The following is a 15,113-nucleotide window of genomic DNA, read 5'->3' as shown; positions in this document are numbered from 1 at the left end:
CCATTGAGCGGCCCGGGATGGGCGCTAAGTGACCCCGCGTTGCTTTCTGTCACTTGCAGAGATATTCGCCACTAAAGGCTGAGTCTCAAACATCAAACGTCTAACCTTTAGCTATGGCTAGCAGCACGGCGGCTTCCGCACTTTCCCAGACAGCTCCACCCGGCGCGGTCCGCCCGCGGGGCGTGATCGTGGCCGGCGTCGTGGCGCTCGTGCTCATCGGGCTCAACCTGCGTGCCGGCATCACCGGCGCCGCCGCGCTTTTCCACGACCTGCAGGCTGTCCTGGGCTACGGCCCGCTGATCGCAGCGCTGCTCCCCTCGATCCCCACGCTGTGCTTCGCGGTGGCCGGCGCTGCCACGTCCTGGCTCACCCGGCAGCTGGGGCTGGAAAAGGCCATCCTGCTCTCCCTCGTGATGCTGGCGGCCGGGCTGCTGCTCCGCGGCGTCCCGTCCACCGGGATGCTCCTGGCCGGCACCGTGGCGGGGATGTCCGGGCTGGCAATCTGCAACGTGGCCATGCCCTCTTTCATCCGCGTGCACTTCGCGGACCGCACGTCCCTCATGACCGCCGTCTACACGCTGACCATGACCACAGGCGCCACTGCCACCGCCGTGCTGATCGTTCCGGTGGCCCAGGCCCTGGGCTCGCCGTCGGCGGGCGTCGGCGCGATCGGATTCCTGGCCCTGGGGGCGTGCCTCGGTTTCCTCCCGATCGCGGTGCACGCCCATCGCAACGCATCCCCCGGCAAGGCCGCCCGGGTTTCGCCGTGGCCCCTGCTGCGGACCCGCACCGGCGCGATGATCACGCTGGGCTTCACAGTGCAGGCGCTCCTGGCCTACGCCGTCCTCAGCTGGTTCCCCTACATGCTGGCCACGATGGGGCTCTCCGCGTCCGACAGCGGGCTGATGTTCGGGCTCATGCAGCTCGTCTCCGTCCCCGCCGGCATGGTGCTGGTGGCCATCGGATCACGCCCCCGGATGCTTCGGACCGCGTTCTATCTGGCCACCGTGACCATGGCCCTCGGCGTCCTCTCGATGCTGGTCGTGCCGACGGACTGGGCTCCTCTGACCGCGGTGCTGCTGGGATTCGGACTCGGCATTTTCCCGCTGGTCATGGTGATGATCAGCCGCAGCGGCCGCAGCACGGCCGAGACCACCGCGCTGTCCACCGTGGCGCAGTCCGCCGGGTATCTGCTGGCGACGCTCGGCCCGTTCGGCATGGGCCTGCTGCACAGCGCCACCAATTCCTGGACGCTGCCGTTGGCCCTGCTGCTGGCCGTGGCCCTCGGCCAGATCGCGGTGGGCCACCTGCTCTCGGCCGGACCGAAGGAGCTGCGGGCCAAGGAACTGGCAGCCAAAAAGCTGCGGGCCACCGCCCCGCACGCCCCGGAAGGAACCCGGCGATGACACTCACAGCTTCGCACCGGCCACCGCTGGCGGAGGAAATCACTGCCAAGCTGCGGGCCCTGATCCACTCGGGCGAGTGGCCGCTGCAGCAGCGCATTCCGGCCGAACCTGAGCTGATGGCCGCCTTTGGGGTCTCCCGTGGCACCCTGCGTGAGGCCATCAAAGCGCTGGCCCACAGCGGAATGCTCGAGGTCCGCCGCGGGGACGGCACGTATGTCCGCGCCACGAGCGAGATCGCAGGCGCCACGCAGCGGATGTATGAGGACCACTCCCAGGAGCACATCCTCGAGGTCCGGGTCGGGCTGGACACCCAGGCGGCCAGGCTCGCTGCACGCCACGCGACAGCCGACGACCTCACCGCCCTGCGCGGTTTGCTCACCGCCCGCCGTGCCGCCTGGCTCGCCGAGGACTACGCCGCGTGGGCCCGGGCAGACTGGGACTTCCATGCGCGCGTGGCGGAGGCGTCCGCCAACCCGCTGCTGCATGAGCTGTATGTCAGTTTCGGCAGCGTATTCCACAACGACCTGCTCCGCCAGCAGCGTCGGGGAGGCTTCAACGGCCTGCCGCACGAGGGCCACGACGAACTCGTGGCCGCAATTGCCGCCCGCGACGAGGCGGCCGCCGTCGAAAGCGTCACCCGGAATCTGAATTCCTGCGCGGAATGGCTCCAGGATTAACCCAAGGCTTTCCCAAGGTGCGCGGAAGATGCTCTGTCTCAGTGGCGGCCGCCACCCGCGCACCGGCCTCGCGGCCAGGCGGGTTTCCGTCATCATCGGCGTCAGCGCCGAGCCCGGACGGCCGGCCCCTGCGCCCAGCAGCAGGGGCCGGCTCGGCCGAGACACCCGGTTCCGCCGCCGCCCATTAGGGTCTTAGTGCCGTAGACCGGACCCGAGCCGCGGTCAACACTAAGAATGGCAGGACGCCGCACGAGGGTGCCCGCGACAAGTGCAGCCGCGCCCCAGTCCCGGGCCGGGGTGCCGGTCTCGTTGGATGACAGTCTCGCCGGTGTCGCAGTGTTGTGGTTTACCTCAGCAAGTACGTCGCGAGGAGGTCGATGGTGGGCAAGAAGAAGAAAAAGTCCAAGGGCTCCGACGCAGAGGACGAGCGCGCCGGGAAGAAGATGCCGCGCAAGAAGTACGAAGCGGAGATGGAGGTCCTGCAGGGTGAACTGGTCGCCATGCAGGAGTGGGTGAAGTCCACCGGAGCCAAAATCTGCATCGTCTTCGAAGGCCGCGACACGGCCGGCAAGGGCGGCACGATCAAGCGCATTGTCGAGCGGGTGAGCCCCCGGGTGTTCCGCGTGGTCGCGCTCCCCACACCGACCGAGCGGGAGAAGTCGCAGATGTACCTCCAGCGCTACATGTCGCACTTCCCGGCGGCGGGCGAGGTGGTCATCTTCGATCGCAGCTGGTACAACCGTGCGGGCGTCGAACGGGTGATGGGTTTCTGCACCCCGGAACAGACCCAGAGGTTCCTCGACATGACCCCGATGGTGGAGAAGGCGATGGTCGACTCCGGGATCATCCTGCTCAAGTACTGGCTTGAGGTCAGTGCGGACGAGCAGACCAGGCGGCTCGAGAGCCGCATGGATGATCCGCGCAAGACCTGGAAACTCTCTCCGATGGACCTGAAGTCCTACAAACGGTGGTACGACTATTCCCGGGCCCGGGACGCCATGTTCGAGGCGACCGACACCGCCTGGGCGCCGTGGTACATCGCGCACAATGACATCAAGAAGCGCGGCCGGCTCAACGTCATCAGCCATATTCTCAGCCAGGTGCCCTACGAGCCGTACCCGGGGCTCGACGTCGAGCTCCCCAAGCGCCAGAAGGCCGGCGATTACACCGAACCGGCACTGGCCGTGCGGCACATCCCCACCCCGTTCTAAGCAGCGCCCCGGCGATGAGGAGGAAGTCATGAGCGACGATCCCGGAGCAGTAGCTGGGGTGGCCCCGGCGGAGGCTGACGCGAGCTGGTACGCGCTGGCACCGGCTGAAGTGGCGGCCGAGCTGAAGGTGGATCCGGCTGGCGGGTTGAGCACGGGAGAGGCGCAGCAGCGGCTGCAGGAGTACGGCCCGAACGCCCTCGCCGCCGCTAAGCAGGAGCCGGTATGGAAACGGTTCTTCAAGCACTATCAGGACTACATGCAGATCGTCCTTGTGGTCGCCGCCCTGGTCAGCTTGCTGATCGCGGAATACGGAACCGCCATTGGGCTTGCCCTGCTGACGCTGTTCAACGCGTGGCTGGGGTACCACCAGGAGGGCAAGGCCGAAGAAGCCGCCGCCTCCCTGGGGCAGATGATGAAGGCTATGGCCAAGGTGCGCCGCGACGGTGACGTTGTGGAGCTCCCCGCCGAACAGATCGTCCCCGGCGACATCGTGGTGGTCGATGCCGGTGACCGCGTCCCCGCCGACGGCCGGATCATCCTGGCGGCAACCCTCCAGATCGAGGAGGGCGCCCTGACCGGGGAGAGCGTCGCCGTCGAAAAGGACACCGAGACCATCGGCCGGCACGACGTCGGCATCGGCGACCGCCTGAACATGGCGTTCATGAACACGAACGTGACGCGGGGCCACGGCGAAATCCTCGTCACCACCACCGGCATGGGCTCGGAGGTCGGCCACATCGCCCACATGCTGTCCGGGCAGAAAGTGGAGAAGACCCCGCTCACCAAGCAGGTGGACCGGCTCACCATCTTCATCATTATCGCGGCCCTCTTCGCGTTTATCGCCATCGTCGTGATGGGCCTGGCCTCCGGCGAGTCCTTCGCGGTGCTCTTCGGAATCGGTGTGGCGCTGGCAGTCGGCTCCATCCCGGACGCGCTGCCCGCCGTCGTCACCACCATCCTGTCCGTCGGGTCGGTCAATATGGCCAAGAAGAACGCCATCATGAAGGTCCTCCCTGCGGTCGAGACCCTGGGCTCCACCTCGGCCATCAACTCGGACAAGACCGGCACCCTGACCCTGAACCAGATGACGGTCCGCGAGATCACCACAGTGCAGCACCACTACACCGTCAGCGGTGAGGGCTACAGTTTCGACGGCCAGATCCAACGGACCACCGGGGACGCCGAACGGAACCTGGACTACGTGATGTTCTCCTGCGCCCTGTGCAACGACTCCGATATCAACGACGGCGAGGTGGTCGGGGACCCCACCGAGGCAGCGCTCTACGTGCTCGCGCAGAAAGGCGGCGTGGACGTCAGGGAATTCCGCCGGAACAACCCGCGCGTGGCGTCGGTACCGTTCGATTCCGACTACAAGTTCATGGCCACGTTCCACCGGATGCCGGGGGCCGATGGCAGGCCCGTGATCCGGGCCTACGTGAAGGGCGCACCCGACGTCCTCCTGAGCAGGTCCTCGTTCGGCCGGATGCCGGGCGGCCACGCCGAGCGCCTCACTGACGAAATGCGGGGCAAGGTGCTTGCCGAGAACGAACGCATCGCCAGCCAGGGCAGGCGGGTTCTCGCCCTGGCGCAGCGCGAGTTCGACCCGGCGACGTTCCAGCCTTCGGGCGACCTGATGGCGCTGATGCAGGATCTGGAGATTTCGGCGCTGATCGGCGAGGTTGACCCGCCTCGCGCCGAGGCGGTGGCCGCCATCGCCAAGGCAAAGCACGCCGGCATCCGGGTCCGGATGATCACCGGCGACCACGCCGTCACCGCTGCGGCGATCGCCGACGAACTGGGCATCAGGGGCCGCGCGGTGACCGGGGCCGAGTTCGCGGCGATGAGCGACGCGGAGGCCGACAGCCAGGTGGACGGGATCGGCGTGATCGCCCGTGTAGCCCCCGAACACAAGGTCAGGCTGGTCGAGGTGCTCAAGCGCAAGGGCAACATCGTGGCCATGACCGGCGACGGCGTGAACGACGCGCCGGCCATCGCGGCCGCCGACATCGGGATCGCGATGGGCATCACCGGCACCGACGTCGCCAAGGGCGCGGCCAAGATGATCCTGGCCGACGACAACTTTGCCACCATCGTGGCGGCGGTCGAAGAGGGCCGGCTCGTGTACGACAACCTGCAGAAGTTCATCCGGATCCAGGTCGCCAACCTGTTCATGTTCATTCTGGCGTTCATCGGATCCTCGGCCTTCGCCATAGCCGGCACGGCCCTGCTCAGCCCGGCCCAGGTGCTGTGGATCCACATGGCGATCGTCGCCCCGATTGGGGCGGTGATGGGCCTGGATCTCGCGACGCCGGGCATCATGGACCGCAAACCACGGCCCTTCAACCAGCCGATCCTCGTCCGGTCGATGATGGTGCGCCTGTTCGTCGTCGGGCTTTTCATGGCGGCCGCGACGCTGATCCTCGTGCAGATCGGCAAAACCACCTACGGTTCACTGGAGGTCGGCCAGACCATGGCTGTGGTGGGGCTGGGGCTGATGAACATCTTCGTGGCGCTCAATCTGCGTTACCCGACCGAGAGCGCCTTCGGGCCCGCCACGGTGTCCAACCCGAAGCTGCTCTGGGCGTTCGCGTGGGCCGTCCTCGGCTCGATGCTGATCACCCAGATGAAGGTGATGCAGGACCTGTTCGGCACGCTGCCGCTTTCCGGCCAGCAGTGGCTGCTCTGCCTGGTGCCGGGCGTGGTGTTGCTGTTCCTCGGTGAAATCTTCAAGATCATCCTGCGGGCCCGGCAATCGAAGGGCCGGGCCGCAGTCCCGGCTCCCCCCGTTCAGGCGTGAGAGTGCTGTTCCGGCGAGAGTGCGACTGCCACTGTTGAGTGCCGGAACGCGATGTTCCGGCCCTCAACAGTGGCGCATACCGGCTGTGCCGGGGCTAGCGGACGAGGCCCTTCAGTACGTTCTTGGGCCGCTGCATCTCGCCGTGCTTGGCGCCGAGCACGATCACCCAGCCGGCGAACACGGGGATGGTCCACTGCAGGATCTTCAGCTGCTGCTGCGCGGAACGGAGTTCCTCGGAGGCACCCGGCTTCGGCTCGGTGGCACCCTTGGCGCCCTCGGCGGCCAGCTTGTCCACCTTGGCTCCCTGCAGGCCCGCGTACAGGGTCACAGCGGCACCGGCGAGGGTGACGACGGACTTGTAGACGCTCAGGCGCGTGACGCCGTCCTGCTTGGCCATCCGGCCCTTGTTCTCCCACATGACGGCGAGGCCCGAAAGAAAATGCGCCCCAAACGCCGCCGCCTGGTACGGCGCCCACTTCTTCCAGCCCAGGCTTGAGAGGCGGGTACGTTCCGCAGGGTCCTTGGCAGCAGCCGTGGCACCGTTGAGCCCAATGGCGCCCATCAGGGAACCGCCGAACCAGGCGGCTGCCGTCAGGTCGTGAATGGATCGGGCAACAAGATTACCTGCCATGTTGAGCTTCCTATCATCTGTCTTCGAATCCGAATCGCAGGGGCAGCAAGGCTGCCGGTCCGCGGCATGTCCACGAGCGGGGCCATGACCCGGCTATGGTAAGCACACTTACCAAAAACGCGGTAGTCCAAGCGGATGTCACTTCGCCCCGCGTAGAATCGGCGCCATAGGCACACCGCCGTAAGGCACAACACCGGCACACCGCCGTAGGCACGGCACCGTTCCACCGGACCAGATGAGGAATAGCCGCATCACCATGGCAGAAGAAGAGTCCGGGATCGAAGCCGCCATCGGCGACGCCGTCGACACCGCGGAGGCGGCGTCGAACAGCACCGTGCTCGACGTCGTCGCCCGTTCCGGATTCGCGGTGATGGCACTGCTTCATATCGTGATCGGGGCCATCGCCGTCGCCCTGGTCCTGGGCGCGCCGGGTCAGGCCGAACCCACCGGCGCCATCGAACAACTCGCTGCCAACCCCTGGGGTCCGGCGGTGATGTGGGCGGCCTGCATCGCCTGCGCGGGCCTCGCGCTCTGGCAGCTGAGCGAGGCGACGCTCCGGGGCCGCCACCTGCCGCGCCGGGAGCAGCTGGGCAAACTCATTTCCTCCGGCTTCCTTGCCATAGCGTACGGGAGCGTCGGGCTGAGCTTCGCGGGCTTCGGGCTCGGCCAGCGCGGCGATTCGGGCGACTCGACCCGGGATTTCAGCACGGCCCTGATCCAGTCACCGTTGGGGGTTCCGGCCCTGGTCGGCCTCGGGCTCACCATCATGGGAATCGGCGTGTATTTCATCGCCAAGGGCTTCGGGAAGAAGTTCAAGGAGGAACTGCAGCACTTCGAGGGGACCCGCCGCGGCAGGGTGATCAGCGCCCTTGGCGTCACCGGGCACGTCTCGAAAGGGCTGGCGCTGATCCTGACCGGGCTGCTCTTCGTCGTGGCCGCGGCGACCAACAATCCCGGTTCCTCCACCGGCTTGGACGGCAGCCTCAAGGCGCTCCGGGACCACCCCTTCGGCCCGTACCTGCTCCTGGCGATCGGGGCCGGGTTCATTGCCTACGGCGTGTTCGCGCTGGTCCGGGCGCGCTTCGGCCGGATGTAGCCGCCGCCCTGGACGGGGATTTCCTTGTTTGGCATCTGCCCGCGGGACTATCGTGGAGCTACCCCGAGCCGGGCTGGGACGGCCACCGGCGCCAGGTCTCGCAGAGGTATGGCATGAGCTACGTTCCGGTGAGCAGACGCACCCTCCGACGGCATCGTGAATCTGAGCGGTCCACGCGGCGGCTCGTGGCCGCCCTGTCCGCCGCGGCCGCCGCGGCCTGGCTGCTCTCGGTCACGTTGTCCACCGCGGTCCAAGTCGACACCTATGTCCACCATGTCGCCGTCGTGCTGCACGTGCTGTCGATGGTGGTGGCCTTTGGCGCCGTCGTCCTGGTGGACTGGCACGGCTTCCTGTGGCTGATCGGCAGACGTGACCTGGCCGAAACCATCAGGCTCGACGGCGCGGCGACACCGCTGATCTGGGGCGGCCTGGCCGGCATGCTGGCCACGGGCGTGTTCCTGAACCCGCACCTGAGCAACCCGATGACGGACCTCAAGCTCGCCGCCGTCCTTGTGCTCAGCCTTAACGGGATCATGCTCATTCCGCTCATGCGGCGGCTGGCCAGGCTGACGCCCGATGCCTCGTTCAAGGACCTGACCGCCGGGCAACGGGTCCATCTGCTGCTGTGCCTGGTGATCTCGCAGCTGTGCTGGTGGACGGCGATTGTCATCGGGTTCATCAACGCCGAGTTCTGAGGTGCCGCCGGGCCGCGCCCGGGAACTAGCCGGCGGCCTTCCGCAGCGGCACCACGTCGCCTTCCTGGTACAGCAGGGCGCGGATCTCGGACTCGGCGGAATCCAGCCGCCTCGGGTCGATCGTTTCCCCGGCCGCGAAGTGGTCCAGCAGCCGGGGATCCACGTAGCTTTTCCGGGCGATCGACGGTGTGTTGCCCAGGACCGCGGCCGCGTCCTGCATGGCCTGGCTCACCGCACTCTTCCGGGCCGAGACTTTCGGCTGCGGGCCGCTCTGCGCCAGGCTGACCGCTGCCGCCGCCGTCCCCCGCAGGGTGCGGAAATCCTTCGCGGTGAAGTCCTCCCCCGTGCGCTCCTTGACGTACCCGTTGATGTCCGCGCTCGACACCGGATGCCAGCTGCGGCCGTCCTTGTAGGCCAGCAGGCGGGCGTTGCCGCCGCGGCGCTTGAGCTGGCGCACGACGGCGGCGAGGTCGGCGTCGTCAATCCGCGACTCCCAGGTCTTGCCGCTCTTGGCCGGGAAGCTGAGCCGGAGTTCGTCCTTGCGCACCGTGACGTGGGCGCAGAGCAGGGTGGCGAGGCCATGGCTGCCGTTTTCATTGGTGTAGCGCTCCGAGCCGACGCGCAATGATCCGCTGTCGAGCATCCGAAAGGCGGCCGCCAGCACGCGTTCCCGCGTCAGCCCTTCGGAGCGCAGGTCCATGGTCACCAGGCGGCGTGCGGTCGGCAGGGTCTCAGCCAGCTGGAGCGAACGGTCGAACTTCAGCCGGTCCTTCCGTTCCCGCCAGCTCGGATGGTAGATGTACTGCCGCCGGCCCACCGCGTCCACTCCCGTGGCCTGGATATGCCCGTTGTCGTACGGGGCGATCCAGACGTCGGTCCAGGCCGGCGGGATCCCGATGCCCTCGAGCCGTTCCCGCACGGGGCCTGGCGGCAGGGTGGAGCCGTCCAGGTCCTTGTAACTGAACCCGGTCCCGGCGGGGACCCTGCGGTATCCTCGGCCGGACGCGTTGCTGTGGCGGAGCCTCATTGGCCGGCCCTGGGCGAGTGTTCATCCATGACGGTAAGCCTACTGACTACCGCCCGGGATTCCGCGTAAATCAAACAACGCGGGGTCACTTAGCGCCCAAAATCCCTTCCGGGATGGGCGCGAAGTGACCCCGCGCTGGTCAGCGTCGTTGCTCCGCGTTGCTCTGCGTCGTTGCTCTGCGTTGTTCTGTGTTGAGGCTAGACCTCGACGGCGGCGCCGCGGGAGATCTCCACCATGTCCTCTCGGGGCACCACCTTGATGCGCTCGCGCTGGACGGCGACGCCGTGCGACCCGCCGGCAGCGGTGGCCTTTTCACCGAGGGCGCGCTCGTGCTCGTCCAGGGCCAGCCAGCCTTCCCAGCTGGTGTACTCGACGCCGCGGCCCGCCAGGAGCTCGACGATCGCCTCGGGGGCGGGCGCCGCGGCCAGCGGCAGGTTTTCGCGGTCCTCAAGCAGGTAGGTCACGGTTTCGAGGGCGTCACCCTTGGTGTGGCCGATCAGTCCCACCGGACCGCGCTTGATCCAGCCGGTCGCGTAGATCCCCGGCACGTGGGTGCCGGCGGCGTCCAGGACCCGACCGCCGTCGTTCGGGACGACTCCCTTGCTGTGGTCGAACTCGACCTCGGGGAGGGCGGAACCGAAGTAGCCGATGGCGCGGTACACGGCCTGGACCGGGTACTCGACAAACTCGCCCGTGCCGCGGGCGTTGCCGGTGCCGTCCAGTTCGGTGCGCTCGAACTTTATCCCGGCGACGCGGCCGGGCGCGTCGGCGCCGTCGGTTTCTTCTCCGTAGATCTCGACCGGGCTGTGCAGGAAGTGCAGGTGCAGCCGGCGGGACGCGGTGAGCTCGGAGAGGTCCTCGGGCTGTTCGGCGATCCAGTTGGTGAGCGTGCCCACCATGGTCTTGGTCTGGTTGTTGCTCTGGATCTGCCGGTCCGATTCGGCGTCGAACTCGAAGTCCTCGGCGTAGAGGATGATGTCCACGTCCTTGGAGTGGGAGAGTTCGCGCAGTTCCAGGGGCGTGAACTTGACCTGGGCGGGCCCGCGCCGGCCGAACACGTGCACGTCCGTGACCGGCGAGGACTTCAGCCCGGTGTAGACGTTGTCCGGTATTTCGGAGACCAGGAGGTCGTCGGCGTGCTTGGAGAGCATGCGGGCCACGTCGAGGGCCACGTTGCCGTTGCCGATCACGGCGATTTCCTTGGCCTCCAGCGGCCATTCGCGGGACACGTCGGGGTGCCCGTCGTACCAGGACACGAAGTCGGCGCCGCCGTAGGAGCCCTCGAGCTCGATGCCGGGGATGTTGAGGTCCGCATCCTTGATGGCGCCGGTGGCGAAGATGACGGCGTCGTAGTGGGTGCGGAGGTCATCGATGGACAAGTCCGTGCCGTAGTCCACGTTGCCGAAGAACCGGATGTCGCCGCGGTCCAGGACCTTGTGCAGGGCGTTGACGATGCCCTTGATGCGGGGGTGGTCGGGGGCCACGCCGTAGCGGATCAGACCGTAGGGTGCCGGGTAGCGGTCGAAGAGGTCGATGCTGACGGTGAGCTCGCCGCTCTTGACGGCCTCGCTCTTGGTCAGGATGTCCGCGGCGTAGACGCCGGCGGGACCGGAGCCGACGACGGCGACGCGCAGCGGGCGGGCGGCGGTTCCTACGGGGGTGCTAGTTGACACGGCTGTGTTCCTTTTTTGTTCTGCATCCGTTGCTCCACAAACGCCCTTTGGGGCTTGATAACGGCAGTTGTGGAGCAATCGACGGGTGTTAGGGGGTCAGTACGCGGGTCTTGGTGGTGCGGGGAGCGTTCGGGGAGGTGGTGCTGTAGTCCGCGGTCTTGAAGTGCGACGGCGCGAACGGGCTGACGCGGACCACGTCGCCGATCACGATCACGGCGGGATTCGCTACGCCTGCGGCCTCCGCCTGGTCCGCGATGGTCCCGAGGGTTCCGATGGTCACCCGCTGGTTTGGCAGGTATCCATTCTCTACGATGCCAACAGGCGTCTGAAGAGGCAAACCGGCGCGGGCCATGGAGGCTGCGGAATCGCGCAGCTGGCCCACACCCATGAGCAGGATCACAGTGTGGTCGGCACGGGCCGGGACTTCCGAGAGTTCCTCATGGCCGGTGACCACACTGAAGCCTTTGGCCAGCCCGCGGTGCGTGACCGGGATGCCGGCGGCGGCGGGGACGGAAATGGCCGACGTGACGCCGGAAACCACTTCGACCTCGACGCCGTGCTGCCGGCAAAATTCGGCTTCCTCGCCGCCGCGGCCCAGCACGTAGGGGTCACCGCCCTTGAGCCGGACCACGCGGTGGCCCTGCAGGGCTTCCTCGACCAGGATCCGGTTGATTTCAGACTGCGGCACCGGATGGTGGCCGGGGGTCTTGCCGACCTCCACCACACGGACATCGGGGGCCAGTTCGGCCAGGAGTTCACGCGGGCCGAGCCGGTCCGCCACCACGACGTCGGCCTGGCCAAGGAGCCGGCGGCCGCGGACGGTGATGAGTCCGGTGTCGCCGGGACCGCCGCCGACGAGGGCCACGGATCCGGGAGTTGCCCCCGTGCCGGAAACTCGGTGCCGGCGCAGCGGCAGGTCTCCGGTGGCCAGGGCGGTGGCGACGGCGTCGCGCAGGGCCATGGCGCGGCGCGGGTCTCCGCCGGCGTTGACGGCGATCTTGACGTCGTCCACCACGGCGACGGCGGGCGTCCAGGCGGCCGAGGCTTCGTGGTCGGAGGCGTTGACGCACCAGATGCGCTGCGCCTCGGCGTCGGCGGAGACCTGCGCGTCCACGGCGGCGTCGCCGGTGGCGGTCTGGACGAACCAGACGCCGTCAACGTCGGACCGCCGGTACGGGCGGGGCTCCCAGTTCAGGAGGCCGGCGTCGGCAAGTGCAGCGAGCGCCGGGCAGGCGGCCGGTGCCACGACGGTGACGCGGGCTCCGGCGTCGAGCAGCCCCTTGGTGCGCCGGGCGGCCACCGGGCCGGCGCCGACCACCAGCACGGGACGGCCGAGGAGGCGCAGGGCCGTGGGGTAAATGTCCTGAATTGCCATGCATCGACGATAGGGCGGCGTCACATAGCGGAACAACGGTGCGGCAACACCAGTTCACGCAAGGTAACGCCGCGTCACATAATGGCAATCGCCGCTCCTGATCTGCGGCGGCCGGAGGCACCCCTATTTCACGGCGATGAGTTCGATCAGCTTGATGTCGGGATCCTTGGCGAGCAGGACGGGACCGTGTTCGCCGAGGGCGGCGGGGATGGCGCCGCTGAGGTGGGCCTGACGGTCCTCCTCGGTATCGAAGGTGTCGAAGATGCCGAAGGTGTTCTCGTTGACCCGGAAGGCATACCAGGTGCGCGTTCCGGGCTCGTTGAGCACTATTTCGCGCCCTCCGTTCAGGAAGTCCCAGACGTCCTGTTCCTTCCCCGCTTTGGCTTCGACCAGGGCCAGCACGCCAAATTTTGCCGCCACAGCGACCTCCTAGGAATCGGGCTTTGCATCAGCCGTGGAAGGGGCCGCAACACGGCCTCTAGGCGTGAGTGTAGGCCGGTGCCTGTACCCGGGCAAGGAGCCATCGAAAAAGCAACGCGGAGTCACCTACAGCCCATAAACCAATGGATTATGGGCCGTAGGTGACCCCGCGTTGCTTTGGAGGAGCTGGGTGGCTGGCCTAGCGGGTGCTGCCGGCCAGGAGGCCGCGGCGGCGGAGCAGCCGCTTTTCAATCGGTGCGAACACGAGCAGCTCGATCAGGATTCCGACGGCGAGGATCAGCAGGATGGCGGACATGACGATGGTCATGTCGGACAGGACGCGGCCCTGGTCCAGCATGGAGCCCAGACCGAAGCCGATGGTGCCGCCGACTGCGATGATTTCCGCCGCCATGAGCGAGCGCCAGGAGAACGCCCAGCCCTGTTTGAGACCGCCGAGGTACCCGGGCAGGGCCGCCGGCAGGATGATCTGCAAGGCCAGCTGGAGCCGGGACGCACCCAGGACCTTTCCGACGCTGCGGTACTGCGGCGGAATCTGGTCCACACCGGAGATCAGGCCGTTGATGATCGAGGGAATCGCACCCATGAACACCACGAAATACACGGTGGCATCCGTGATCCCAAACCAGAGAATAGCGGCCGGCACCCAGGCCACCGACGGCAGGACCTGCAGCCCGGAGATCAGCGGCCCGAAAGCGCGCCGCAGCGGTGCCACCTGGGCCAGCACGAGACCCACCGGCGTCGCGATCACCACGCTGATCAGGAAGCCCACGACGCCGCGCTGCAGCGAGGTCCAGACGGCCTCTTGAAGCTTGCCCTCCCCCCACAGGGTTCCGACCTGGCCGATGACATCCAGGGGGCCGGGCACGACGTCGCGCCGCTTGAAGCCGAGGGAGACGTACAACTGCCAGAGGATGATCAGCACCGCGAGCGCGGCCACCGGCAGCAGGATCCGGCTCCAGTCGATGCGGACCTTGCGGATGGAGTCTGACTGCAGGGAGTCGAGGCCCGCTTCGAGCTCGCGGAGGTCTTCCTTGCCGGTGGAGGAACGAGTCAGGGCGGCGTGGACCTTGCGGGTCTCGGCTGGCGCTTCCGCCACGGGAAGCTGGTTACTTGGCATGGCGGCGGATCTCCTCGCGTAGCCGGGCGGTGATTTCGCCGGTGAGCTGGCCGGCCAGTCCGGCGTCGGTGCGGTGCTCTTCGCTGACGTGCCATTCCCGCACCACGCGGCCGGGCCGGGAGGAGAGCAGCAGGACGCGCTGGCCCAGCCGGACGGCCTCGCGGACGTTGTGGGTGACAAAGACGATGGTCCGGCCGGTTTCCTTCCAGATCCGTTCCAGCTCGTCATGGAGCAGGTCCCGTGTAATCGCGTCCAGGGCCGCGAACGGCTCGTCCATGAGCAGCAGCTGGCGGTCCTGGGCCAGCGACCGGGCCAGGGAGACGCGCTGGCGCATCCCGCCGGAGAGCTCGTGGGGCCGTTTGTCCCCCGCACCGCCCAGGTGCACCAGGTCCAGCAGCTCCCCCGCCCGGACCCGGCGGTCGGCTTTCCCGACGCCGCGCAGCTTCAGGGCCAGCTCGATGTTCTCCCGCGCGGTCAGCCAGGGAAACAGTGCCGCGTCCTGGAACATGAAGGCGGCGCCGTCGCTGGGCACTTCCAGGGCGCCCGACGTCGGGGCCTCCAGTCCCGCCATGATGTTGAGCAGGGTGGACTTGCCGCAGCCGGAGGCACCGAGCAGGGCGACGAACTCGCCCTGCCCGATGGTGGCGTTGACGTCGTCCAGCACCGGGGCGCCGGCGCCGAAGCGCTTGCCCAGGTGTTCCAGTACGACTGGCATGGTCTGGTCCTTACTGTTGTGGCGGATGGCTGGGGGCCGGGCGCTAGTCCTTGCCGAGCCCCTCGGCGGAGATCTTCTTGCCGGCACTCTCGCTCAGAACGCTGTTGAGCGCCGTGAGGTCGAAGATGCCGTTGATGTCGGCCTGCTTGGTGGTGCCGGCGTCGACGCCGTCCTGGAGCAGCTTCTTGTACGTCCCTGCGAGCGGGTCGGTGGTGAAGACAATGTTCTTCAGGGACCGGTCGATGACGTCGG

The 15,113-nt window shown here is 67.7% G+C and carries 13 protein-coding genes and 1 pseudogene; 6 read left to right on the top strand and 8 right to left on the bottom strand.

Annotation, left to right across the window (positions count from 1 at the left end; translation table 11 throughout):
• Positions 1-113: 113 nt before the first annotated feature.
• The 4 genes from AC1DNG_RS06685 to AC1DNG_RS06670 all read left to right on the top strand — a co-directional run bounded on the left by AC1DNG_RS06685 (position 114) and on the right by AC1DNG_RS06670 (position 6,091).
• On the top strand, positions 114-1,406 hold the full coding sequence (locus AC1DNG_RS06685; protein ID WP_476886971.1) for an MFS transporter: 1,293 nt from the start codon (positions 114-116) through the stop codon (positions 1,404-1,406).
• Positions 1,403-2,083, top strand: coding sequence for a FadR/GntR family transcriptional regulator (locus AC1DNG_RS06680; protein WP_223913963.1), 681 nt, complete (start codon positions 1,403-1,405; stop codon positions 2,081-2,083). The genes AC1DNG_RS06685 and AC1DNG_RS06680 overlap by 4 nt, the downstream gene beginning before the upstream one ends.
• Before the next feature lie 341 nt (positions 2,084-2,424).
• A complete protein-coding gene (gene ppk2 / locus AC1DNG_RS06675) occupies positions 2,425-3,294 on the top strand; it encodes a polyphosphate kinase 2 (RefSeq protein ID WP_476886970.1) in 870 nt (289 codons plus the stop codon).
• 28 nt (positions 3,295-3,322) lie between these two features.
• Positions 3,323-6,091 carry a cation-translocating P-type ATPase gene (locus AC1DNG_RS06670; protein WP_476886969.1) on the top strand — a complete coding sequence of 923 codons (2,769 nt, stop codon included), beginning with the start codon at positions 3,323-3,325 and terminating at the stop codon, positions 6,089-6,091.
• Between the two features lie 94 nt (positions 6,092-6,185).
• Here the strand turns inward: AC1DNG_RS06670 and AC1DNG_RS06665 are convergent, their stop codons facing one another.
• The gene (locus tag AC1DNG_RS06665) at positions 6,186-6,722 is read right to left on the bottom strand and encodes a hypothetical protein (protein WP_476851241.1); all 537 of its coding nucleotides are present in this window, start codon (positions 6,720-6,722) and stop codon (positions 6,186-6,188) included.
• A gap of 256 nt (positions 6,723-6,978) precedes the next feature.
• Here AC1DNG_RS06665 and AC1DNG_RS06660 point away from each other — a divergent pair, with 256 nt between their 5' ends.
• Together AC1DNG_RS06660 and AC1DNG_RS06655 are read left to right on the top strand one after the other, a co-directional pair.
• Complete coding sequence (locus AC1DNG_RS06660; protein ID WP_476886968.1) at positions 6,979-7,818, top strand: DUF1206 domain-containing protein; 840 nt, start codon at positions 6,979-6,981, stop codon at positions 7,816-7,818.
• A gap of 113 nt (positions 7,819-7,931) precedes the next feature.
• On the top strand, positions 7,932-8,513 hold the full coding sequence (locus tag AC1DNG_RS06655) for a hypothetical protein (RefSeq protein ID WP_476855619.1): 582 nt from the start codon (positions 7,932-7,934) through the stop codon (positions 8,511-8,513).
• A 25-nt stretch (positions 8,514-8,538) separates the two neighbouring features.
• Here the strand turns inward: AC1DNG_RS06655 and AC1DNG_RS06650 are convergent, their stop codons facing one another.
• The 7 genes and pseudogenes from AC1DNG_RS06650 to AC1DNG_RS06620 all read right to left on the bottom strand — a co-directional run.
• Complete coding sequence (locus AC1DNG_RS06650; protein ID WP_476886967.1) at positions 8,539-9,540, bottom strand: DNA topoisomerase IB; 1,002 nt, start codon at positions 9,538-9,540, stop codon at positions 8,539-8,541.
• A gap of 197 nt (positions 9,541-9,737) precedes the next feature.
• On the bottom strand, positions 9,738-11,213 hold the full coding sequence (locus tag AC1DNG_RS06645) for an FAD-dependent oxidoreductase (protein ID WP_476855617.1): 1,476 nt from the start codon (positions 11,211-11,213) through the stop codon (positions 9,738-9,740).
• A gap of 88 nt (positions 11,214-11,301) precedes the next feature.
• A complete protein-coding gene (gene cobA / locus AC1DNG_RS06640) occupies positions 11,302-12,588 on the bottom strand; it encodes a uroporphyrinogen-III C-methyltransferase (RefSeq protein WP_476886966.1) in 1,287 nt (428 codons plus the stop codon).
• A 123-nt stretch (positions 12,589-12,711) separates the two neighbouring features.
• Positions 12,712-13,008 carry a putative quinol monooxygenase gene (locus tag AC1DNG_RS06635; RefSeq protein WP_476886965.1) on the bottom strand — a complete coding sequence of 99 codons (297 nt, stop codon included), beginning with the start codon at positions 13,006-13,008 and terminating at the stop codon, positions 12,712-12,714.
• Positions 13,009-13,207: 199 nt separating this feature from the next.
• Positions 13,208-14,146 carry an ABC transporter permease gene (locus AC1DNG_RS06630; RefSeq protein ID WP_476886964.1) on the bottom strand — a complete coding sequence of 313 codons (939 nt, stop codon included), beginning with the start codon at positions 14,144-14,146 and terminating at the stop codon, positions 13,208-13,210.
• A complete protein-coding gene (locus AC1DNG_RS06625) occupies positions 14,136-14,861 on the bottom strand; it encodes an ABC transporter ATP-binding protein (protein ID WP_018775157.1) in 726 nt (241 codons plus the stop codon). Before AC1DNG_RS06625 ends, AC1DNG_RS06630 begins: the two co-directional genes overlap by 11 nt.
• Positions 14,862-14,904: 43 nt before the next feature.
• A pseudogene (locus tag AC1DNG_RS06620) lies at positions 14,905-15,113 on the bottom strand (sulfonate ABC transporter substrate-binding protein); the annotation flags it as partial.

This window comes from Arthrobacter sp. 01T425 (assembly GCF_056398725.1).
Note: the sequence above shows the minus strand (reverse complement) of the source record. Positions and strands in the feature narration are given on the sequence as shown.

Excerpts from the sequence above, each read along its gene's own strand:
- AC1DNG_RS06680 (WP_223913963.1), top strand. The coding sequence starts at position 1,403 with ATGACACTCACAGCTTCGCACCGGCCACCGCTGGCGGAGGAAATCACT.
- AC1DNG_RS06655 (WP_476855619.1), top strand. The coding sequence starts at position 7,932 with ATGAGCTACGTTCCGGTGAGCAGACGCACCCTCCGACGGCATCGTGAA.
- AC1DNG_RS06630 (WP_476886964.1), bottom strand. The coding sequence starts at position 14,146 with ATGCCAAGTAACCAGCTTCCCGTGGCGGAAGCGCCAGCCGAGACCCGC.
- AC1DNG_RS06650 (WP_476886967.1), bottom strand. The coding sequence starts at position 9,540 with ATGAGGCTCCGCCACAGCAACGCGTCCGGCCGAGGATACCGCAGGGTC.
- AC1DNG_RS06660 (WP_476886968.1), top strand. The coding sequence starts at position 6,979 with ATGGCAGAAGAAGAGTCCGGGATCGAAGCCGCCATCGGCGACGCCGTC.
- AC1DNG_RS06685 (WP_476886971.1), top strand. The coding sequence starts at position 114 with ATGGCTAGCAGCACGGCGGCTTCCGCACTTTCCCAGACAGCTCCACCC.
- AC1DNG_RS06625 (WP_018775157.1), bottom strand. The coding sequence starts at position 14,861 with ATGCCAGTCGTACTGGAACACCTGGGCAAGCGCTTCGGCGCCGGCGCC.
- cobA (WP_476886966.1), bottom strand. The coding sequence starts at position 12,588 with ATGGCAATTCAGGACATTTACCCCACGGCCCTGCGCCTCCTCGGCCGT.
- AC1DNG_RS06665 (WP_476851241.1), bottom strand. The coding sequence starts at position 6,722 with ATGGCAGGTAATCTTGTTGCCCGATCCATTCACGACCTGACGGCAGCC.
- AC1DNG_RS06670 (WP_476886969.1), top strand. The coding sequence starts at position 3,323 with ATGAGCGACGATCCCGGAGCAGTAGCTGGGGTGGCCCCGGCGGAGGCT.